The organism is Streptomyces sp. NPDC093089 (genome assembly GCF_044754405.1).
In the GTDB taxonomy this organism is placed as follows: domain Bacteria; phylum Actinomycetota; class Actinomycetes; order Streptomycetales; family Streptomycetaceae; genus Streptomyces.
Genome location: NZ_JBIVPA010000007.1, coordinates 343,431 through 363,360 on the forward strand (window position 1 = coordinate 343,431; position 19,930 = coordinate 363,360).

Annotated in this window: 18 protein-coding genes; 10 read left to right on the forward strand and 8 right to left on the reverse strand. The window is 74.1% G+C overall.

The features are described 5' to 3' along the window. Nucleotide 1: 1 nt before the first annotated feature. On the forward strand, nt 2-1,216 hold the full coding sequence (locus tag ACIQFX_RS18815) for an acyl-CoA dehydrogenase family protein (protein WP_402464392.1): 1,215 nt from the start codon (nt 2-4) through the stop codon (nt 1,214-1,216). Nucleotides 1,217-1,360: 144 nt separating this feature from the next. Here ACIQFX_RS18815 and ACIQFX_RS18820 read toward each other — a convergent pair whose 3' ends face one another. The 4 genes from ACIQFX_RS18820 to ACIQFX_RS18835 form a co-directional block, all read right to left on the reverse strand. Continuing rightward, a complete protein-coding gene (locus ACIQFX_RS18820; RefSeq protein WP_402464394.1) occupies nt 1,361-5,296 on the reverse strand; it encodes an NACHT and WD repeat domain-containing protein in 3,936 nt (1,311 codons plus the stop codon). Between the two features lie 120 nt (nt 5,297-5,416). Beyond that, nucleotides 5,417-6,046, reverse strand: coding sequence for a hypothetical protein (locus tag ACIQFX_RS18825; protein ID WP_402464396.1), 630 nt, complete (start codon nt 6,044-6,046; stop codon nt 5,417-5,419). Between the two features lie 25 nt (nt 6,047-6,071). Next, the gene (locus ACIQFX_RS18830) at nt 6,072-6,665 is read right to left on the reverse strand and encodes a TetR/AcrR family transcriptional regulator (protein WP_402464398.1); all 594 of its coding nucleotides are present in this window, start codon (nt 6,663-6,665) and stop codon (nt 6,072-6,074) included. Nucleotides 6,666-6,790: 125 nt separating this feature from the next. Continuing rightward, complete coding sequence (locus ACIQFX_RS18835) at nt 6,791-7,597, reverse strand: SDR family oxidoreductase (protein WP_402464400.1); 807 nt, start codon at nt 7,595-7,597, stop codon at nt 6,791-6,793. A 222-nt stretch (nt 7,598-7,819) separates the two neighbouring features. Between ACIQFX_RS18835 and ACIQFX_RS18840 the strand changes: the two genes are divergently transcribed. The 5 genes from ACIQFX_RS18840 (at nt 7,820) to ACIQFX_RS18860 (ending at nt 13,778) form a co-directional block, all read left to right on the forward strand. Next, nucleotides 7,820-9,067, forward strand: coding sequence for an exo-beta-N-acetylmuramidase NamZ domain-containing protein (locus ACIQFX_RS18840; protein WP_402464402.1), 1,248 nt, complete (start codon nt 7,820-7,822; stop codon nt 9,065-9,067). 91 nt (nt 9,068-9,158) lie between these two features. Further along, on the forward strand, nt 9,159-10,502 hold the full coding sequence (locus tag ACIQFX_RS18845; RefSeq protein ID WP_402464404.1) for an erythromycin esterase family protein: 1,344 nt from the start codon (nt 9,159-9,161) through the stop codon (nt 10,500-10,502). Between the two features lie 128 nt (nt 10,503-10,630). Continuing rightward, nucleotides 10,631-12,067 (forward strand): alpha/beta hydrolase, encoded by a 1,437-nt coding sequence (locus ACIQFX_RS18850; protein WP_402464643.1) that lies wholly within the window; start codon nt 10,631-10,633, stop codon nt 12,065-12,067. A 281-nt stretch (nt 12,068-12,348) separates the two neighbouring features. Next, the gene (locus ACIQFX_RS18855; RefSeq protein ID WP_402464406.1) at nt 12,349-12,963 is read left to right on the forward strand and encodes a hypothetical protein; all 615 of its coding nucleotides are present in this window, start codon (nt 12,349-12,351) and stop codon (nt 12,961-12,963) included. Beyond that, a complete protein-coding gene (locus ACIQFX_RS18860) occupies nt 12,960-13,778 on the forward strand; it encodes a 3-keto-5-aminohexanoate cleavage protein (protein WP_402464408.1) in 819 nt (272 codons plus the stop codon). The genes ACIQFX_RS18855 and ACIQFX_RS18860 overlap by 4 nt, the downstream gene beginning before the upstream one ends. A gap of 129 nt (nt 13,779-13,907) precedes the next feature. Here ACIQFX_RS18860 and soxR read toward each other — a convergent pair whose 3' ends face one another. Beyond that, nucleotides 13,908-14,387: a redox-sensitive transcriptional activator SoxR gene (gene soxR / locus ACIQFX_RS18865; protein WP_402464410.1), complete on the reverse strand. Its 480-nt coding sequence runs from the start codon at nt 14,385-14,387 to the stop codon at nt 13,908-13,910. 118 nt (nt 14,388-14,505) lie between these two features. Here soxR and ACIQFX_RS18870 point away from each other — a divergent pair, with 118 nt between their 5' ends. Further along, complete coding sequence (locus ACIQFX_RS18870) at nt 14,506-14,967, forward strand: MaoC family dehydratase (RefSeq protein WP_402464412.1); 462 nt, start codon at nt 14,506-14,508, stop codon at nt 14,965-14,967. 58 nt (nt 14,968-15,025) lie between these two features. Here ACIQFX_RS18870 and ACIQFX_RS18875 read toward each other — a convergent pair whose 3' ends face one another. The 3 genes from ACIQFX_RS18875 to ACIQFX_RS18885 all read right to left on the reverse strand — a co-directional run bounded on the left by ACIQFX_RS18875 (nt 15,026) and on the right by ACIQFX_RS18885 (nt 17,359). Beyond that, complete coding sequence (locus ACIQFX_RS18875) at nt 15,026-15,655, reverse strand: TetR/AcrR family transcriptional regulator (RefSeq protein ID WP_402464414.1); 630 nt, start codon at nt 15,653-15,655, stop codon at nt 15,026-15,028. 76 nt (nt 15,656-15,731) lie between these two features. After that, nucleotides 15,732-16,019: a YiaA/YiaB family inner membrane protein gene (locus tag ACIQFX_RS18880; RefSeq protein WP_402464416.1), complete on the reverse strand. Its 288-nt coding sequence runs from the start codon at nt 16,017-16,019 to the stop codon at nt 15,732-15,734. 182 nt (nt 16,020-16,201) lie between these two features. Continuing rightward, complete coding sequence (locus ACIQFX_RS18885) at nt 16,202-17,359, reverse strand: acyl-CoA dehydrogenase family protein (RefSeq protein WP_402464418.1); 1,158 nt, start codon at nt 17,357-17,359, stop codon at nt 16,202-16,204. Nucleotides 17,360-17,428: 69 nt separating this feature from the next. Between ACIQFX_RS18885 and ACIQFX_RS18890 the strand changes: the two genes are divergently transcribed. The 3 genes from ACIQFX_RS18890 to ACIQFX_RS18900 are packed head-to-tail and all read left to right on the forward strand — an operon-like array spanning nt 17,429 to nt 19,873. After that, nucleotides 17,429-18,115 (forward strand): TetR/AcrR family transcriptional regulator, encoded by a 687-nt coding sequence (locus ACIQFX_RS18890; RefSeq protein ID WP_402464420.1) that lies wholly within the window; start codon nt 17,429-17,431, stop codon nt 18,113-18,115. Nucleotides 18,116-18,133: 18 nt separating this feature from the next. Beyond that, nucleotides 18,134-18,835: an ArsR/SmtB family transcription factor gene (locus tag ACIQFX_RS18895; RefSeq protein ID WP_402464422.1), complete on the forward strand. Its 702-nt coding sequence runs from the start codon at nt 18,134-18,136 to the stop codon at nt 18,833-18,835. A 60-nt stretch (nt 18,836-18,895) separates the two neighbouring features. After that, on the forward strand, nt 18,896-19,873 hold the full coding sequence (locus ACIQFX_RS18900; RefSeq protein ID WP_402464424.1) for a DMT family transporter: 978 nt from the start codon (nt 18,896-18,898) through the stop codon (nt 19,871-19,873). Nucleotides 19,874-19,930: the final 57 nt, after the last annotated feature.

Here is a 19,930-nt window from a genome sequence, read left to right on the forward strand (position 1 = left end):
CATGGACTTCGCGTACGACGCCCGCACCGAGGAACTGCGGGCCCGGCTGCTCGCCTTCATGGACGAGCACGTGTACCCGGCCGAGGCCGTCGCCGAGGAGCAGCGCGCCCGGCTCGCCTCCCCCTGGGACACGCCGCAGGTCGTGGAGGAGCTGAAGGCCGAGGCGAAGCGGCAGGGGCTGTGGAACCTCTTCCTGCCGGACGCGGAGTACGGGGCCGGGCTGACGAACCTCCAGTACGCGCCGCTCGCCGAGATCACCGGCCGCAGCCCGCACCTCGCCCCGACGGCCCTGAACTGCGCCGCCCCCGACACCGGGAACATGGAGCTGCTCGCCCAGTTCGGCGACGAGGCGCAGAAGAAGCAGTGGCTGGAGCCGCTGCTGGCGGGCGAGATCCGCTCGGCGTTCGCGATGACCGAGCCGGAGGTCGCCTCGTCGGACGCCACGAACATCGAGACCCGGATCCGCCGGGACGGCGACGAGTACGTCGTCGACGGGCGCAAGTGGTACATCTCCGGGGCCATGAACCCCGACTGCAAGATCTTCATCGTCATGGGCAAGACCGACCCCGACGGCGCCGACCTCCGCCGGCAGCAGTCGATGATCCTCGTGCCCCGCGACACCCCCGGCGTCGAGGTACGGCGCGCGATGCAGGTGTACGGGTACGAGGACCACTCCCACGGCGGCCACGCCGAGGTGGTGTTCGACGGCGTCCGCGTCCCCGCCTCGCACATCGTCGGCGCGGAGGGCGACGGCTTCGCCATCGCCCAGGCCAGGCTCGGCCCCGGCCGCATCCACCACTGCATGCGCCTGATCGGCATGGCGGAACGCGCCGTCGAGCTGATGTGCCGCCGCGCCGTCTCCCGTACGGCCTTCGGCAAGGCCCTCGCCCAGCAGGGCGTCGTCCAGAACTGGATCGCCGACGCCCGGGTCACGATCGAGCAGCTGCGGCTCCTCGTCCTCAAGACGGCCTGGCTCATGGACACCGTCGGCAACCGGGGCGCGCACACCGAGATCCAGGCGATCAAGATCGCGACCCCGCGCGCGGTCGTCGACATCATCGACAAGGCCGTCCAGGCGCACGGGGCCGGCGGCGTCTCCCAGGACTTCCCGCTGGCCGAACTGTGGACGGCGGCGCGGACGCTGAAGCTCGCGGACGGGCCGGACGAGGTCCACCAGCGGTCGCTGGCACGCCGGGAACTGAAGCAGTACCTGTAGGGCGGGTCGGGCCTCTGAAGCAGTACCCGCGGGGCGGGTCAGGGCGTTCGAGGAAGTGCCTGCAGTACAGGTCGGGGTGTCCGAGGAAGTGCCTGTGGCGCGGGTCGGGGCGTCCGAAGCTGTGCCTGTGGCGCGAGTCGGGTGTCAGCCCAGCCGCAGGCAGAGGACGCCCGTCGCGGTGTGCACGCTGAGCCGTTCGTCGTCGATCCAGTCCAGGCCCAGGATCTCGCCGCCGAGGTGGACTCGGTGCAGGACCTCGGTGGTGTCGGCGGCGAACAGCGTCAGGGCTCCGTCGGCACCGGCGGCCAGGACCGTGGGGCGGCCGTTCCTGGTCTGCAGCCGGAACGCGGTGACGCGGACCCGGTCGGGGCGCGGGACGATGTCCGGCGGCAGCGGGTCCGCACGGAACGAGGCGGGGAAGCGGGTGCGGACGGCGATCTCGCCGTCGCTGTCGACGTACCCGAGGACCGGGCCCTCGGGCCACCGGCCCAGGTCGTGGACGATGTCCACCGATGACACCCGCAGCCTGAACCGGACCGTGTCGTCGGGCAGTGACCGCACCGTCAGGTGGGGCCGTGGCGGTGGCCCTTCCTCGGCCACGCCGTCGAAGTGCTGGTACCCGACGGCCGCGGCGAAGACCCGTGCACCGTCCGGCACGAGCCTCACCGCGCGGACGTCGTGGAGGTCGAGGTGGAGGAGCTCCCCCTTGCGGCCGTCGGCCCCGTACAGGCCGAGGCAGCGCTCGGACTTCTTGTAGTGCCCGATGCAGGCGACGAAGCGGGGGGCTCCGTCGCCCGGCACGGGGAGCACCGCGGTGAGTCCGCGGACCTCGGGGAAGTCGGAGGACGACCCGCCGTCCCAGGTGCTCACCCGGACCGGGTGCCGCGGTTTCCTCGGCCGCTTCCACCGCAGCACCGGACCGCCCGGGTGGGCTTCGACGACCGTGGCACCCGCCGCTTCCGCCCCGGCCGCCGCTTCCCCTCCGGCCGTCGTCCCCTCCACGTGGTCCAGCACGGCGCCGCTCCCGCCGTCCAGGAGGCGTACGCCGTCCGGGTCCCGCACGACCACGACGGGCAGGCCCGAGATCCGGCCCGCGAGGACGGTCGTCTCGGGATCGTCGCCGGTGTCGCCGTCCTCGGGCGGAGGACCCAGGTGCCAGCCCTTGGCGGACCAGGCGTCGGCGCCGAGGGAGACCAGCCGGAGCCCGTCCGGGCCGTGGCCGGCCGCGAGGAGGCGCCGCACGGGCGCGTCGGTGCGGGTCCTGCCGACGACCCTGCCGTCGGGGCTCCGCGCGGTCACGGCGTACGCGGTCGCGGAGAGGCAGATCGGCTCGGCCTCGGCTTCCGGTCCGGCTCCCGGGGTCAGCAGCAGGGCGGAGCCGTGGGGGTGCCCGGACCACTCGACGACCCTGATGCCGTCGGACCGGACGGTGGACCAGGTGCCCACCAACGGTCCGGAGAGGGTGAGATGGGTGGCCACGAGGACCGTGCCGCGGTGGAGCGCGAACGCCTCGACGTCCCGTCCGCGCAGGACGCGGTGCGCCTTCCGCTCGACGGTCAGGGCGCCGGCCGTCCCGCCGCCGAGGTCCCACACCGTCAGTCGGGCCCTGCGCAGCCTGTCCTTCCACCAGTGCACGCGGGTCACGGCCACGCGCAGCCGCCCCTCGTGGTGCTCGACCGCCAGCCGGTCGCCGTCGAAGGAACTCCACGGGAGCGCCCGCCGGGAGGTGGCCACCAGGGTGAGCGGCCGCGACTCGCCCGAGGCCGTCGCGAGAACGACCCTGCCGTCCGGGTCGAGCGCGGTGACCAGGCACTCTCCTCCGAGGTCCGTCACGGCGCAGTCCACGGTGTCGCGGGGCGCGGCCACGGCTCCGATGAGGTCGCGGCTCTCCACGTCCCACACCCAGATCCGCTCGGCGGTCCTGAGGGCCGCCCAGGGGCGGGTGGGACAGCCGTGGACGGCGGTGATCGGGCCGAGGTCGGTGGGGAGTTCGGCGAGGAGTTCACCGCCCTCGGTGTCCCAGACCCGTACGGGCCCGTCGCGCTCCGCGGTCACCAGGGCGGACCGGTCTCCGACGGGGACGACGGCGGCGCCCCGCACACCGCCCGCGAACCTGCCGAGCGTCGTGTACGGCACCGGGGCGACCTCCGCCCATTCGGTGTCCCAGGGCAGTCGCGGGTACCGGCGGCGTACGGACCCGGCCAGCTCCTCGGCGCCCGACTGGAACGCGGAGAGCCGCAGTTGGGCGGCGCGGGTTCCCTCGTCGATGGGCGCGTGCAGCAGGGCGGCGCAGTGCCCGACCGCCCGCGCGGCGGCGCGGCCCCGCTCCGTCCCCGCCCGGTTCAGGACCCGCTGGAGCGCGGAGACCGGGGCGGTGAGCAGGTACTCGGCATCCAGGGCCAGCACGTCGAGCAGCTCCGTCCCCTCCGCGTGCTCGGCGAGGTGGCGGCGGACGTACGGGGGTGCCGCCGCCCAGTCCCGTCCGTGCGGGGCCTCGGGGACGAGGGCGGCGAGTGCGTGCGCGACGCGGCTGCGCGCGCCGGGGTCGAGGGTGGTGCGGAGGGCGTCCGCGTACGCCTGGTGGTACAGCCGGTAGACGGAGCGCCCGTCGGCGTCGAGCTCCTCGACGAGGTGCTCGCCCACGGTGGCGAGGAGCCAGGCGATGTCGTCCCAGGTGAAGGCGGGGGTGGGTGCGGGGGTGCAGGTGGTCGCGGGGGTGGGTGCGGGGGTGGGCGTGCAGGTGGGTGCGGGTGCAGGCTCGGGGGGCGGAGGCGCTGCCGAGGGCGCCGTCCCGTGTGCCCACCCGTCCCGCCCCAGCGGGACGATTGCCCACACGGGGGTGGGCGGGGACGACGCGGCGGGAGCGGGGGCGAGCGGGCCGGCGGCGGACGCAGGGGCAGCAGGGGCGAGCGGGCCCGGCGCCGCGGGCGCGACCGCCTGCGCGCCGGGCCCCGTATCCGTCGCGGTGGGCCCCGTATCCGTCGTGCTGGTCGTGCAGGCGGTGGCGATGGTGCGCCAGACCTGGTCCGGGGGGAGGCCGGGGCCTTCGGCCAGGGCGAGGGCGGTGAGGAGGGGGAGGGCGCGGGGGTGGGTGGGGCCGAGTTGGTGGCGGAGGACGCGGAGGAAGGTGACGCCGGGGGTTTCACCGACTTCGGGGAGGCGGGCGTGCCAGCCGGGTTCGGTGGGGTCGACGGGGCGGGGGGCGCGGCCGAGGTGGCGGGCGGCGATGCGGGCCGAGAGGAAGCTGCCGCGGGCGCGGGCGGCGATCTCGCGGGCGACGGTCTCGGCGGCGTCGTCGTCGTACGGGCCGCGGCTGCCGGGTCCGTCGGGCGCCTGGAGGAGGCGGCGGGCGTAGTGGGCGATGTCCTCGCCGCTGGTCTCGCGGGAGTCGTCGAGGTCGAGGACGGCGGGTTCGCCGCCGAAGGCGTCGAGGACGTGGGGGCGGGTGCCGACGAGGAGCCGTACACAGGGGACGCGGAGCAGGGGGCACAGGAGCTCGGCCGCGATGCGGCGGGCCTCGGTGTCGTCGCCGTGGGCCTCGCCGGCCTCGTCGAGGGCGTCGACGATCAGGTGGAGGGGGGCGCGGCGGGCGGCGAGGGCGCCGAGGAGGGCCTGCGGGGTGCCGGCGGGGACTCCGGCGGCGTCGGCGACGGCGGCGACGAGGTCTTCGAGGAAGCGGTGCCGGGCGTGGACGGCGGTGGGGGCGGGGGCGTCGGCCGTACGGCCGCCGGAGCGGAGGAGCAGTTTGCCGAGGAGGGCGGACTTGCCGACGCCGGGGCCGCCGGTGACGAGGAGGCCCCGGCCCCAGGCGGGGTCGCCGTGGGCCAGCCAGTGGCCGATCCGGTCGAGTTCGGCGGTGCGGCCGACGAAGTACGAGCCGCCGCGTCCGGGGACGGCGTGTTCGAAGCCCTGCCCGCGCGGGGCGAAGTGGGTCTCCAGGTCGGCGCGGCGGCGCAGGCCTTCGGGGCCGGTCCGGGCGAGCCTGGCCGCCAGTTCGGCGACGTCGCCCTCGTCGTAGCGGGCCCCGGGGCGGTAGCCGGTGTTCTCGAAGGAGAAGAAGGCGTAGCCCTCGGTCTCCACGTGGGCGCGGGCGGTCTGGTGGATTCCGGCGCTCCGGTAGATGTCGTTGACGGTGTCGACGACCTGCTCGACGGAGAGGTAGCGCTGTTTGAGGGAGACGGAGAGCCGGGCGAGGGCGGTTTAGAGGGCGGCGGCGAAGACCATCGGCGAGGCGGGTTCCCCGGCGCGGGCGACGGCTATGACGGCGAAGTCGGTGAGTCGACGTCCGATGTCGGCTCGGCCGGTGTCGGCTCGGCCGGTGGCCCGGTGGTCGGCGGCCCCCTGGCGGAGTGCGGCGCGCAGCTGTTCGGCGGCGGTGGCCGCGTCGGCGCCGCCTTGTCCGGCCCAGCAGGTGTCGATGACGAGGAGGACGCGTTCGGCGCCGGATTCGAGGACGTAGCGGGTGAGGTCCTCGGCGGCGAGCGCCGTGCCGGCGAGCCGGTCGGGGTGGCTGTCGGCGCAGAGCAGGTAGTGGCGGCCCGAGCCGTCGACGCCGTGGCCCGTCCAGTAGACGACGACGGCGCTGCCGGTGCCGTCCGTCCGGTAGGCCCAGTCGAGGACGCGATCCCGGGTGGTGCCGAGGCCGGCGTCGGTGATCCGCTCGTCGACGCGGTAGCCGAGTCCGCCGAAGAGCCGGACGGCGGCGCGTAACTCCTCGGGCATCAGGGGCAGTTCGGGCGCGTGCCGGTAGCTGCCCGTGCCCACGACGACGAGTCTGCGGTCGATGCCCGCCCGCTCGCGCCTCCCGTCCGCCCCGCCCGCCCCGTCCACGGGCCAGTTATACCCCGCGGGGCCGTCAGGGGCGGAGGGCTCGGAGCAGGAGGTCGGCGAGGTGGCCGGCGACCTGCTCGGGGGTGAGCGGGCCGTCGGGGCGGTACCAGGTGGAGAGGTGGTGCACGGAGCCGAAGTGGTAGTCGACGACCAGGTCGGCGGGGGTCGCCGAGGAGAACACGCCGGAGCGCTGGCCCTCTTCGATCAGGGCGCGGAAACGCTCGTGGTAGCGGCGCCGCTCGGAGCGGACCTGCTTGTGCTTCTCCGGGCTGAGGTGGTGCATGGAGCGGAAGAAGATGGAGGCGTCGTCGAGGTTCTCGATGGTGGTGACGACGACGTCGGCGGCGGCGTCGCGCAGCCGGTCCTCGACGGGGGCGTCGGCGTCCGCGAAGGCGTCGAGCCGCTCCTGCTGGAGGCGCAGGACCCGGGAGTAGACCTCCTGGAGGAGGTCCTCCTTGGAGCCGAAGTAGTGGTAGAGGGCCCCCTTGGTGACACCGGCGGCCTCGACGATCTCCTGGACGGAGGTGCGGTCGTAGCCCTGCTCCGCGAAGAGCCGGGTGGCGGCGGCGAGGAGCCGCTGGGGCACGGGCGTGCCGCTCCCGTCCGTCGTCCTGGCCATACTTCCGCCGCCTTCCTTCGTGCTTGTCCGCGATCTTCTGCGATCTTCCGTGATCGCCCGTGATCGTCCTGGGCCGGGAAACAGCGTTCCCGTCCGTAGATCTTCCCATCCGCCGGGGACGGCTCCTAGCGGGTGCCCGCCTCCCACGCCTGCTGGACGTGGTTCATGGTGCCGAGCCAGCGCTCCGGGTCGGTGGCGCGGTTGCGGTAGTAGCCGGCGACCTCGGGGTGGGGCAGGACGAGGAAGCGGTCGGCCTCGATGGCGTCGACGAGGGCGTCGGCGACGTCCTCGGGCTCGATGGCGGTGGGGGCGAGGACCAGCTCGCCGGCCGTTCCCGCGGCCGTCAGCATGTCCGTACGGACGCCCTGCGGGCAGATGGCGTGGACCTTGAGGCCGCGGTGCCGGTAGGTGAGGGAGAGCCATTCGGCGAAGGCGTACGCGCCGTGCTTGGAGACGCTGTACGGCGCCGCGCCGATCATGGTGAGCAGCCCGGCGGCGGAGACGGTGGAGACGAACCGGCCACCGCCGCGCTCCAGCCACTCCGGGAGCAGGGCGCGGGCCGCGCGCACGTGTGCCATCACGTTGACGTCCCAGGCGGCGGCCCAGACGTCCTCGTCGGCGAAGGCGTCGCCGGGCGAGGAGAGCCCGGCGTTGGCGCACCAGACGTCGACGGTGCCGCCGAGGGCCTCCCGCGCCTCGTCGACCACGGCGGAGGCGTCGCCGGGGACGGCGACGGCGCCGATCTCCTCGGCGACGGCCTTGGCGCGGACGGGGTCGAGGTCGTTGACGACGACCCGGGCCCCCTCGGCGGCGAAGCGGCGGGCCAGGGCGGCACCGATGCCGCCGCCCGCCCCGGTGACGACGACCCCGGCACCCCGGAGCTCGTGCGCGTCCGCACCCGAATTCGTACCCGTACCCGTACCCGCGGTCATGGACCCACCTCTCGGCTGTGACGACCCACTGCGACGACCCTGTGTGAAGAACCTCTGTGAAGAACCGCTGTGGAGGACCGCAGCGGGCGTATGAACCGCTGCGGGGACCCGGACAGACTAACCAGTCGGTATGGAATGGCGGAAGACCCGTTCCGCACGCCTCGTTCCCCGGCGCGGTCAGGAGCGCTAGCGTGCGTGCCCATGTCACCCCGAGGAGGTTCCATGGGTCTGTCGCGACGGAGTCTGCTGGCCGCCGGAGGCGCCCTCGGCGCGGTCGCGGCGTCGGCGTCCGCCGCCCCGGCCACCGCGGCACCCGGTCACGGCCGGGTGCGGACCGGGTTCGAGCGGCTGGCGGCGGACGGGTACGCCCTGCTGGCCGGCGAGCGGGTCGGGATCGTCACCAACCCGACCGGGATCACCCGGGACGCGCGGCACGTCGTCGACGTCATGGCCGCCGACGAGCGGGTGGACCTCGTCGCCGTCTTCGGCCCCGAGCACGGCTTCCGGGGCACCGCTCAGGCGGGCGGCTCCGAGGGCCGGTACGACGACCCGGCGACCGGGCTGCCCGTCTACGACACGTACCTGAAGAGCGGGCAGCCGCTCGCGGACGTCTTCACCGCCTCCGGGGTGGACACCGTCGTCTTCGACATCCAGGACGTCGGCGCGCGGTTCTACACGTACATCTGGACGCTGTACGACTGCATGGCGGCCGCCGCGCTCGCCGGGAAGCGGTTCGTGGTCCTGGACCGGCCGAACCCGGTGACCGGGCGGGCGGCGCTCGGCCCCGTCCTGGACCGGGCGTTCGCGACGTTCGTCGGGCGCGAGCCGATCGCGCAGGCGCACGGCATGACGGTCGCCGAGCTGGCCCGGCTCTTCAACGGGGAGTTCCTGGCCGCGCCCGTCGCCCTGGAGACCGTACGGATGACGGGGTGGCGGCGCTCGGAGTTCTTCGACGCGACGGGGCTGCCCTGGGTGCCGCCGAGTCCGAACATGCCCACGCCGGACACCGCGCTCGTCTACTCCGGCACCTGCCTCTTCGAGGGGACGAACCTGTCCGAGGGCCGGGGCACCACCCGCCCCTTCGAACTCCTCGGCGCGGAAGGGATCGACCGGCGGTGGGCGGAGGCCGCGAACGCCCTCGGCCTGCCCGGCGTCCGCCTCCGGGAGGCGTACTTCGCGCCCACCTTCTCCAAGTTCCAGGGCAAGACCGTCGGCGGGGTCCAACTGCACGTCCACGACCGGCAGTCCTTCGACCCGGTACGGACCGGCATCGGCCTCCTGGTCACCGCCCGGAGCTCGTGGACCGGCTTCGCCTGGCGCCCGGACAACTGGATCGACAAGTTGACCGGCTCGACCCGCGTACGGACCCTGATCGACGCGGGCGCGGACGTCGACGAGGTCGTCGGGGCGTGGGCGGCGGACCTGGCGGCCTTCCGCGCGGTACGCGAGGAGTACCTGCTCTACCGCTGATCCGGTCCTCTACGGGCAGGGGGCTGACCCCCCGTCCGGTACGGGTGCGAGCGGGATGTCCCCCGGGCGTCCCGCAGACCACGCTTGCCTCATGAACCTCTCGTTACGACGAAGCCGCCGCCTGCCCCTCGTCGGGGTGCTGGTCGCCGCCTGCCTGGCCGCCCTGGCACCCGCCGCCGGGGCGGCCGGAGCACCGGCGGGCGCACCCGATCCGGCACGTGAACTGGCCCGCTCCGCACACGCCTTGACCGACCTGCGGCCGCTGGACCGGATGGTGGGCTCGGCCAAGGTCGTCGGGATCGGGGAGGCCACCCACAGCTCGGCGGAGTTCTTCACGGCCAAGCACCGGATCTTCGAACACCTCGTGGAGTCGCGGGGCTTCACGACCTTCGCCCTGGAGGCGAACTGGTCCACCGGACTGCGCGTCGACGAGTGGGTCCGCACCGGACGGGGCGACATCCGGGCGATCATGCGGGACGAGTTCCAGGAGTCGTACCGCCTCTGGAACACCGAGGAGTACCTCGACCTCTTCCGGTGGATGCGGCGGCACAACGTGGCCCACCCCCACCACCAGGTCCGCTTCATGGGCAACGACCTCGGCTACGCGGGCCCGAACCTCTTCGACGCCGTGACCTCGTACGTCGCCCGCGCCCACCCGGCGCTCCTCCCCCGCTTCCGGGAGCTGTACCGGGCCTCGCGGCCCACCGGCGGGGTGGAGACCTGGATGAAGGGGTACATGGAGCGGCCGCGCCCCGAACGGCAGCGGATGGCCGCCGACGTGAACCGGGCCCTCGCGCTCCTGGAAGGGCAGCGGCCCGGCAAGGGGGCCGGGGCGCGGGAGGCCCATGCCTGGGCCGTGCAGCACGCGCGGGCCGTCGCCCAGGTCGGGACGGAGTACGCCCACGACCTGACGACGGAGGCGGGCGTCGCGGCCGCGATGCTCTACCGGGACCGGGTCATGGCAGAGAACACCGTGTGGTGGCAGCGGCGGACCGGCGGCCGGATCGTGCTCTCCGCGCACAACGGGCACGTCGGCTACGAGACCACCCGGCCGGCCCAGTACCCGCGGCTCCAGGGCGCCTTCCTGCGGGACGCGCTCGGCCGGGACTACGTCAGCGTGGGCGCCTCCTTCGGGCAGGGCTCCTTCAACGCGCACGACACCGGGACCCCCGGCGAACCGCTCCGGGTCTTCACCGTCGCCCCGCTCGGCCCCGACAGCGGCTCCCACACCCTCGACCGGGTCTCCCCCGACGCCTTCTACCTGGACCTGCGCCGGACGACCCCGGCCGCGCGGGACTGGCTCGGCGCGCCCCGGCCGGCCCGGAGCATCGGAACCGCGTACCCCTGGCCGGGCGACACCCTGCCCGTGCGGCTCTCCGCCTCGTACGACCTCCTGATCCACTTCCCGCGGATCTCGGCGGCGCGGCTGCGCTGACCGCCCGCCCCAGGTCTGGACGGGGCCGTGCGCGGGCATGCTGGCCGTGGAGCCGCCGCCCGCGCACGCGCGCGCCCACGGCATGGCGGCCCGCCTCGACGGGGAGGGACGGTCGGGCCGTGACCGGGATGAGTGTGGAGCCGTACCGGGAAATAACCTTCGACAAGGACGGCGACGGGCCGGCGGGACAGTCCGCGTCCCTCGCCTCACTGGCCCGGCAGGGGGTCACCGACCTGGTGGTGCTCGCCCACGGGTGGAACAACTCCCCGTCCGGCGCCACCCGCCTCTGCTCGGACTTCTTCGCCCCCTTCCCCGACCTCCTCTCCCCCGGCGTGGAGGCCGGCTACGCGGGCCTGATCTGGCCCTCCATGATGTTCACCGGCGAGCCCGTCCCCGACTACCGGGCCCTGGTGACGGTCCTTCCGGAGAAGGAGCCGACCCTCGGCCGCATCACCGAGCTCCTCTCCTCCGCACCCGCCGACGAGCGCGCCTTCGCCGAGTTCGGCTCCCTGCTGCACGAGTTGACGGACGTCCCCGACCCGGACCTCCGCGCCGCCGCCGTCACCCGCGAGCCCGTTCCCGACTTCCTCCTCGCGGACCCTCTGGAGGTCTGCGCGCTGTTCACCGAGGCACTGGAGGCGGGGGCCGGGGCCGGGGCCGGGGAAGGCTTCGGGGAGGGGTTCGGGAACGGCTTCGGGAACGGGTTCGGGGAGGGGCTGAAGCGGTACTGGAGGGGGGGCCGGGAAGCCCTGCGGCAGGCCACCTACTACGTGATGAAGAAGCGGGCCGGGCACGTCGGCGAGCAGGGGCTCGGGCCGCTGCTCGGTGAAGTCGCCCGCCAGGCCCCCGGTCTCCGCGTCCACCTGGTCGGCCACAGCATGGGCGCCCGGCTCGTCGCGTACGCCCTGCGGAGCCTGCCCGCCGGGGCCCGGCCGGTCGCCTCCGTGACCCTCCTTCAAGGCGCCTTCTCGCACTACGCCTTCGCGCCCCGGCTGCCGCACGACCCCCGGCGGTCCGGTGCTCTGCGTGACGCGCAGTACCGCGTGCGCGGCCCCGTGGTCGCCTGCTACTCGCGGCACGACTCGGCGCTCGGGGTGATGTACCCGCTGGCCTCTCGTGTCGCGGGCGACTCGGCGTCGCTCCGCGAGGCTGGGGCGGGGACCGGGGTCGGGATCGAAGTCGGGGTCGGGAGCGGGGCCGAGGACAGGGCCGGGGCTGAGGCCGGAGTCGGGGTCGGGGTTGAGCCCGGGGCCGGAGTCGGGGTCGAAGTCGGGGTCGGGGTCGGGACCGAGGCCGACGGCGGGGTCGAACTCAGGGTTGGGGCCGGTTCCCGGGCCGGACTGCTCGGCTCGGACGACCCGAAGTGGGGTGCGATCGGGCACGACGGCGTGCAGGCGGTGCCGGGGACGCCCGACCTGACTCTGGACGCGGTGCTGCGCGAGGGGGTGCCGGCGGTGGGCTGCGTGAGCGTCGACGCGGCGGCCGTCGTCCGCTCGCACAGCGACATCCTCCGCCCCGAGCTGGCGAGGGTGGTGGTGTCGGCGGCCCGGATGGGGCGGGCGTAGGAGGGGCGCCCCGGGGTCGTGCCCGGCCGACCGTAAGGGACCCGGGTGAGCCGGCGTACACGCCCGGACCGGCCGTTCCGAGAGGTCGCGCCCCTCCTCCGACCTGCCGCGCGGCGGGGTCTCGCCGTGGTTCCGAACGCACCGGACGCGCTGGTTCCGGCGGGTTCCGGGAGTCCCTCGCGACCCACTGATGGATGCCATCCGCATTTCGATGGAACATCGGGGGCCGCTCGTTCGTCCCTCTGATATCGCGGAAGGACCAGCGGCGGAGGTGGCGAGAGATGGCCGGTTTCCGGAGTCTCGCGAGACAGGTGCGCGATCCGGGGCACGACATGGCACTGCGTAGGTACTCCCTGCGCAAGTGCTTGGAGAGGTTCGCGCCGTACGGGCACCGGGCGACCTGGGACCATCTGTGCCGCCGGCACAGGTTCGGGCCCGAGGACCGGGAACTCGACCCGGGGCGGCTGGTGGCCGCGCTCGACGAGCTGGAGGAGGCGCGGGCCGTGTGGCTCGCGTACGAGGAGGAGTTCGCCGCCCGGCGGCGGCGCGAGAAGCACGAGGGCCTGCGGCGGCTCGGCGCCCTCGACGACTGGCACCGGCGGGTCTGGGGCGGGAACGGGGTCGTCCGGTGCGGCGATCCGGCCGTGCACCCGTCGGACCCCCTGCCCGACGTACTGCGGCGGCTGATCACGGCCCTGGAGAGCGGACCGGGCGAGGAGTGCCCGGTGTGCGCGGGCCCCCGGATCGAGTGGGCCGACCCCGGCGACGCGTACGCACCCTCTCCCGGCCCCGTGTGCGCGGACTGCGGCGTCGGCGTCCCCCGGGCGGTCCTCACCTCGGGCGCGCTGGCCAGGGCGCGCACGGACCGGGACCGCCCGCTCGCCTCGGCGGCGTGACCCGGACGCCGTCCACCGTGCTCCAGGTCTGCCTCAACGGGTCCCGGGAGCCCGGGGATTCCGCGGCGGTGCCGACGTCACCGGAGTCCCTCGCCGCTTCCGCAGCCGCCGCGGTGGCCGCCGGAGCGGGCGAGGTGCGCGTCCATCCCCGTACGCCTTGCGGCCGCCCCTCGCTGTCGCCACGCGTACTCACACCGGTCCTCACGTCCCTCCGGGCGGCGCTCGGCCCGACAGGCGCCCCGACGGGCGACCCGTCCGGCACGGCGCCGGGCCCTCCGGTGCCCGTGACGACGGCCCTGTCGGCCGAGCCCGACACGGAACGCCGGGCGGAGCGCGTCCGCTCCTGGACCGCCCTCCCCGACCTCGTCTCGGTCGACTGGCACGAACCGGGCGCCGAGCGGATCGCCGCGGCGCTCCTGGACCGCGGCATCGGCGTCGAGGCCGCGCTGTGGCCGGACACGGACGGCCCGGCCCGGTTCGCCCGCTCCCCGCTGGCCCACCGGGTCGTACGGATCCTGGCGGCGGCGCGGAACCTGGCCGCGGATTCCGGCCCGGCCACGGGTTCCGGTGCCGCTGGGACTGGGACTGAGGCCGTAACCCTGGCGCTCGCCCTGCTCACGGAGGTCGGTGACCGCCGCCCGCCCGGCGTACCGGTGCTGCTCCACGGCGTGGAGGGCGGCGCGTGGCCGGTGCTGCGGTTGGCCCGCCGCCTGGGTCTCGTCGCCCGGATCGGCCTGGAGGACACCCTGTTCCTGCCGGACGGCGCCCGGGCACGCTCGAACGCCGAGCTGGTGGCGGCGGCCGTCCGGTACTGAGGGACGGCCGGTCCCGGTACCGAGGGACCGGTCCGGTACCGAGACGGCCGGTCGGGTCCACCGGAGACGGCCTACGGGGTGTCGTCCGCGGCGGGGCGGCCTACGGGTTGTCGTCCGCGGCGGGGCGGCCTACGGGTTGTCGTCCGCGGCGGGGCGGCGTACGGGGAGGAGGCGGGAGCCGGACATGCGCTCGCCGAAGACGTCGTCGGGGTTGGAGAGGACGCAGGTCTCCAGGGAGAGGCAGCCGCAGCCGATGCAGTCGGTCAGGTGGTCGCGGAGCCGGCCGAGCTGCTTGATGCGTTCGTCGAGTTCGGTGCGCCAGGCCGCCGAGAGGCGGGCCCAGTCCTCGTTCGTGGGCGTGCGTTCCTCGGGGAGTTGCGCGAGCGCCTGCCGGATCGTGGCGAGGGGGATGCCGACGCGTTGGGCGGCGCGGACGAAGGCGACGCGGCGGAGGGTGTCGCGGCCGTAGCGGCGCTGGTTGCCCGTGGTGCGGCGGCTGCTGATGAGCCCCTTCGCCTCGTAGAAGTGCAGGGCGGACACGGCGGCCCCGCTTCGGGCGGAGAGCTGGCCGACGGTGAGCTCGTGGATCTTCTCTGGAATCTGCGGCACTCGTCGAACCCTACTGCTGTGGCGCCGTGGGCCGTTGACAGTGGCCCCCTCACCCCACATGCTGAGCAAGCGCTTGGATACCGACCGTTGGGTATGCCGTACCAGAAGGGACACGAACATGGCCGAGCCTAGGATCTTCACCTCCGCCGAGGAGCTGCGCGCGGGGGTCGGGGAGCAGCTGGGGCACAGCGACTGGCTGGAGGTCGACCAGAAGCGGATCGACCTCTTCGCCGAGGCGACCGGCGACCACCAGTGGATCCACGTCGACCCCGAGCGCGCCGCCTCCGGCCCGTTCGGCACGACCATCGCGCACGGCTATCTGACGCTGTCGCTGCTGCCGCTGTTCGTCCCGCAGGTGATGTCGGTCCAGGGCATGAAGATGGGCCTCAACTACGGTACGGAGAAGGTCCGTTTCCCCGCTCCCGTGCCCGTCGGATCGCGACTGCGCGCCACGGCCGTCCTGACGAAGGTCGAGGACGCGGGCGAGGGAGTGCAGGTGACGGCGACGGTGACCGTGGAGCGCGAGGGCTCCGCCAAGCCGGTCTGCGTCGCCGAGTCGGTCTCCCGCTACTACTTCTGAACCGCTTCCGACCGCCGCCCGGAGGCCCCGGGCGGCGGACACGCCCCCGGGGCCGGCCCTACGGGGTGCGGACCCCCACCATCCTGAGGACGAGGTCGGCGTAGAGCGCGCCGACCTCGTCGGCCGTCCGGCGGCCCTCCGCGTTGAACCAGCGAGAGACGTCGATGCAGAGGGAGAGCACGGCGACGGTGGTGCCGGCCGCGTCCGGCACGTCGAACTCGCCGGCGGCCACGCCCTCGTCGATGATCCCGCGCACGGTCGCGTCGGACTGCCGGCGCAGCTCCACGATCTCGGCGCGGTGCTCCGGACCCAGGGCGTCGAGCTCGTACTGGACGACCCGCGCGGTGGTGTGCCGCTCGGCGTGCCAGCGGACGAACGAACGCACGGCGTCGGCGAGGCGCGCCGCGGCCGTGCCGTCGCCGGCGGCCGCGGCCCGGAGGATCTCCAGGGCCCTGTCGTGACCGATGCGGCTGATCCGGTGGAGCAGCTCTTCCTTGGTCTTGTAGTGGATGTAGAGCGCGGCCGGGCTCATCCCTGCGCGGCCGGCGATGTCCCGGGTCGTGGTGGCGTGGTAGCCGCGCTCGGCGAACGCCTCCACGGCGGCCACCAGCAGCCGCCGCGCCGCCTCGGGCGTGACCTCGCCCCAGGGCATGTCCTCGCCCCCGGGCGTCTCCTCCGCCACGCTCATCGCACACTCCTTCTCGGACCCCGTCAGGACGAACACCATACAACGAGGGTGAGCAAGCGCTTAGAGCGTCTCGGCATCAGAGCTTCTGGAAGGGGTCGTGCTCGGCGAGGAGCTTCTCCAGACGGGCCTGGTCGACCCGGCTGACGATCTGACCGGCCTCCTGCCGGTCGCGGACCACCTTGGCCAGCGTGAAGGCCGAGGTGGTGAGGTACAGGACGGAGACGGCGAGGAAGGCCCGCACCCAGGCGCTGGCTTCGAGCTGGTAGATCCCGATGGCCACGGCCAGGCCGGCGACCGCGAAGGAGATCACGGCCTGCATGTAGTAGGCGGCGGTGTTCTGCTGCTTGACCGGTGTGTCACTCATGGGATGAGCATCGGGCGGATGTGCGCCGCACCACATCCGCCCGCGTACTCATCCCACGTACTCATCTCGCGTAGTCATCCCGGGCGCGCATCTCGGGCGCGCATCTCGGGCGCCCATCCCGGGCGCTCACCTCGCGCACTCATCTCACGCGCGCATCCGACCCGTCCCGCGTACGCATCCGGTCAGAAGGCCGAGACCCCCGTCAGCGCCCGTCCGATGATGAGTTTCTGGATCTGGCTGGTGCCCTCGTAGAGGGTCATGACGCGCGCGTCGCGGAGGAGCTTGCCGACGGGGTACTCGTCGATGTAGCCGTAGCCGCCGAAGACCTGGAGGGCGTTGTTGGCGGCGCGGACGGCGGCCTCGGAGGCGTACAGCTTCGCCTTGGAGGCGGCGGTGGCGAAGTCCTGCCCGCGGTCGATCAGGTCGGCGACCCGCCAGGTCAGCAGGCGGGCGGCGTCCACGTCGACGGCGATGTCGCTGATCAGCTCCTGGACGAGCTGGTACGAGGCGATGGGCTTTCCGAACTGCTCGCGCTCCCCCGCGTACCGCACGGCGGCGTCGAGCGCGGCCTGCGCGATGCCGACGCAGCCCGCGGCGACCGACATCCGGCCCTTGGCCAGGGCGGACATGGCGACGGTGAAGCCCTTGCCCTCGGGGCCGAGCACCGCGGCGGCGGGGACGCGGACGTCCTCCAGGACCAGTTCGGCGGTGGCCTGGCCGCGCAGGCCGAGCTTGCCGTGGATGGCGCGGCGGGTGAGGCCGGGGGTGTCGGTGGGGACGAGGAAGGCGGAGACACCCCTGTGGCCCGGGGTGTCGTTGGTGCGGGCGAAGAGCAGGACGACGTCGGCCCAGGTGCCGTTGGTGATGAACGTCTTGCCGCCGTTGATCACGTAGTCGCCGGTGGCGCCGTCCAGGACCGCCCGGGTGGTCAGGTTCCCGGCGTCGGAGCCGGTGCCCGGCTCGGTGAGGCCGAAGCAGCCGAGCGCCTCGCCGGCGGCGAGGCGGGGCAGCCAGGCCTGCTTCTGCTCCTCGCTGCCCCAGGAGGCGATCGTCTTGGCGACCAGGCCGAGGGAGACGGAGACGATGCCGCGCACGGAGGAGTCGCCCCGACCGAGCTCCTCGGTGACGAGGCAGTACGCGAGGTGGTCGCCGCCGGAGCCTCCGTACTCCTCCGGGATCGTGAGCCCGAGGAATCCGACGGCGCCGAGCTTCTTCACGATCGCCCGGTCCACCTCCTCGGCGCGGTCCCACGCGACCACGTGCGGAGCGACCTCACGTGCGACGAAGTCCATGGCGAGCCGCCGCACGGCCTCCTGTTCCCCACTCAGCGCCAGATCCACCGTGCACCACCTCGCCCGTCCATTTAATTACCACTGCTAGTTTTAAAGCGCAGGCCTACTATGTGCGCCATGGCCCGACCGCGCAAGCCCCTCCTCAGCCGAGACCGCATCGTCGAGACGGCGGGCGCGCTGGTCGACGCGGAGGGCCTCGCCGCGCTCTCCACCCGCAGACTCGCCGCCGAGCTCGGGGTGAGCGGCCCCTCGCTCTACAACCACTTCCGCACGAAGGACGAGATCCTCGACGCGGTCGCCGACGCCGTGAGCGCGAAGATCGACCTGTCGATGTTCGAGGAGGACGACGTCCGGGACTGGCGCACCGCCCTCCACGACTGGGCCGTCTCCTACCGCGCCGCCCTCGCCGACCACCCCCACGTCGTCCCGGTCCTCGCCCAGGGCCCCGGCCGCCGCCCCGCCGGCCTCCGCGTCGCCGACGCCGTCTTCGGCGCCATGGTCCGCGCCGGCTGGCCCCCCGCCCAGGCCACCTCCATCGGCGCCCTCATGCGCTACTTCGTCACCGGCTCCGCCCTCGGCTCCTTCGCCCGCGGCTTCGTCGACGACGAGACCGCCTACGACCCCGCCGACTACCCCCACCTCGGCCAGGCCCACCTCCTCGCCGAGCACCGCCAGAAGGTCGACCAGCGCGCCTTCGACACGGGCCTGCGCGCCCTCCTCGACGGGCTCGGCACGCAGTACGAGGCCCTGCCGGCCCGCGGGGCGACGACACCCTCGGACGTTTCGGCCGCCACCGAAGGATGAGTGCGGCACGCTGGGTTCATGGCAGCCAGTGACCTCGCCGCGCTCGCGGCGCTCTTCGCGGACGAGAGCCGTGCCGCGTTCCTGCTCGCCCTGCTCGACGGACGGGCGTGGACGGCGGGCGAGCTCGCCCGGCACGCCGGGGTGGCGCCGTCGACGGCGAGCGAGCACCTCGGGAAGCTGGTCGCGGGCGGGCTGCTCGCGGAGGAACGACAGGGCAGACACCGGTACGTACGGCTCGCCGACCCCGGCATCGCACACCTCGTGGAGGACCTGGCAGCCCGGTCCGAACCTCGACCCGAAGCACGCGCGCGGCCGCGCTCCCTGCGGGAGGCGAGCGCCGGCGAGGCGATGGCCCGGGCCCGGACCTGCTACGACCACCTCGCCGGACGCCTCGGCATCGCGATCACGGAGGCGATGACCGCGCGCGGACTGCTGCGCCAGGACACCGGTTTCGCGCTCACGGACCGGGGCCTGGCCTGGTTCGACGAGCGGGGCATCGCCCTCGTGCACAAGGGCCGGCGACCCGTGGCGCGCGGCTGCCTCGACTGGACCGAGCGGCGACCGCACCTCGCCGGGATCGCCGGCGCCGCTCTGTGCCGGCACGCCCTCGACGCCGGGTGGTGCGTACGCATCGGCTCCGAACGGGCCGTAAAGGTGACCGGGGAGGGCGAGTCCGCCCTGTACGCGTCCCTGGGCATCGCCCCGGCCGCACTGCGGTGACCCGCGAGGGGGGGCGATATTGCGGTGAGCGCCGAAGGGTCCACGCCCTACGGTCGAGGCATGCAGAAGCAATCGTCGCGGCTCGCGCTCGGCGCCGCCGGTGTGACCGTGGTCCTGTGGGCCTCCGCGTTCGTCTCGATCCGCAGCGCCGGGACGGCCTACTCCCCCGGCGCGCTGGCACTCGGCCGACTGCTCGCCGGGGTGCTGGTCCTGGGCCTGGTGCTGGTGCTGCGGCGGGAGGGGCTGCCGCCGCGGGCGGCGTGGCCGGGGATCGTGACCTCGGGACTGCTGTGGTTCGGGGTGTACATGGTGGTGCTCAACTGGGGCGAGCAGGAGGTCGACGCGGGAACCGCGGCGATGGTGGTGAACATCGGGCCGATCCTGATCGCGCTGCTCGGCGCGCGTTTCCTCAAGGAGTCCCTGCCGCCCCGCCTGCTCGCCGGCATGGCCGTGTCGTTCGCGGGCGCGGTGGCCGTGGGGCTGTCCATGTCCGCCTCGTCGTCCGGCGGGCACGCCTCCGTCCTCGGCGTCGTACTGTGCCTGCTCGCGGCGATGGCGTACGCGGGCGGGGTCGTGGCGCAGAAGCCGGCGCTCGCGCACGGCAGCGCGCTCCAGGTGACGACGTTCGGGTGCCTGGTGGGCGCGGTGGCCTGCCTGCCCTTCGCCGGCCGGCTGGTCGAGGAGGCGGGCCGGGCCCCGCTGTCGGCGACGCTGAACATGGTCTACCTGGGGGTGTTCCCGACCGCGCTCGCCTTCACGACCTGGGCCTACGCCCTGGCCCGCACGACCGCGGGCCGCATGGGTGCGACGACGTACGCCGTCCCCGCCCTGGTGGTGCTCCTGGCCTGGGTGCTCCTCGGCGAGCTGCCGGGCCTGCTCACCCTCGCCGGTGGCGCGCTCTGCCTGGCCGGCGTGGCCGTTTCCCGCTCCCGTCCGAAGACCGTGGCCGCTGCCGAAACCGCCGGATCGAACGGAACCACCGGAACTGCCGGAACCACCGAAACCACCGAAACCACCGGAACTGCCGGAAGCGCCTGACCGCCTGACCGCCTGACCGCCTGACCGCCAACGCGAGCCGACATGGGCCGACACCGG

Bases quoted from the DNA above. Each gene is read 5' to 3' on its own strand.
- ACIQFX_RS18815 (WP_402464392.1), top strand. From the start codon at position 2: ATGGACTTCGCGTACGACGCCCGCACCGAGGAACTGCGGGCCCGGCTG.
- ACIQFX_RS18830 (WP_402464398.1), bottom strand. From the start codon at position 6,665: ATGGCCAGGACGACGGACGGGAGCGGCACGCCCGTGCCCCAGCGGCTC.
- ACIQFX_RS18835 (WP_402464400.1), bottom strand. From the start codon at position 7,597: ATGACCGCGGGTACGGGTACGGGTACGAATTCGGGTGCGGACGCGCAC.
- ACIQFX_RS18840 (WP_402464402.1), top strand. From the start codon at position 7,820: ATGGGTCTGTCGCGACGGAGTCTGCTGGCCGCCGGAGGCGCCCTCGGC.
- ACIQFX_RS18845 (WP_402464404.1), top strand. From the start codon at position 9,159: ATGAACCTCTCGTTACGACGAAGCCGCCGCCTGCCCCTCGTCGGGGTG.
- ACIQFX_RS18850 (WP_402464643.1), top strand. From the start codon at position 10,631: ATGAGTGTGGAGCCGTACCGGGAAATAACCTTCGACAAGGACGGCGAC.
- ACIQFX_RS18855 (WP_402464406.1), top strand. From the start codon at position 12,349: ATGGCCGGTTTCCGGAGTCTCGCGAGACAGGTGCGCGATCCGGGGCAC.
- ACIQFX_RS18870 (WP_402464412.1), top strand. From the start codon at position 14,506: ATGGCCGAGCCTAGGATCTTCACCTCCGCCGAGGAGCTGCGCGCGGGG.
- ACIQFX_RS18875 (WP_402464414.1), bottom strand. From the start codon at position 15,655: ATGAGCGTGGCGGAGGAGACGCCCGGGGGCGAGGACATGCCCTGGGGC.
- ACIQFX_RS18880 (WP_402464416.1), bottom strand. From the start codon at position 16,019: ATGAGTGACACACCGGTCAAGCAGCAGAACACCGCCGCCTACTACATG.
- ACIQFX_RS18890 (WP_402464420.1), top strand. From the start codon at position 17,429: ATGGCCCGACCGCGCAAGCCCCTCCTCAGCCGAGACCGCATCGTCGAG.
- ACIQFX_RS18895 (WP_402464422.1), top strand. From the start codon at position 18,134: ATGGCAGCCAGTGACCTCGCCGCGCTCGCGGCGCTCTTCGCGGACGAG.
- ACIQFX_RS18900 (WP_402464424.1), top strand. From the start codon at position 18,896: ATGCAGAAGCAATCGTCGCGGCTCGCGCTCGGCGCCGCCGGTGTGACC.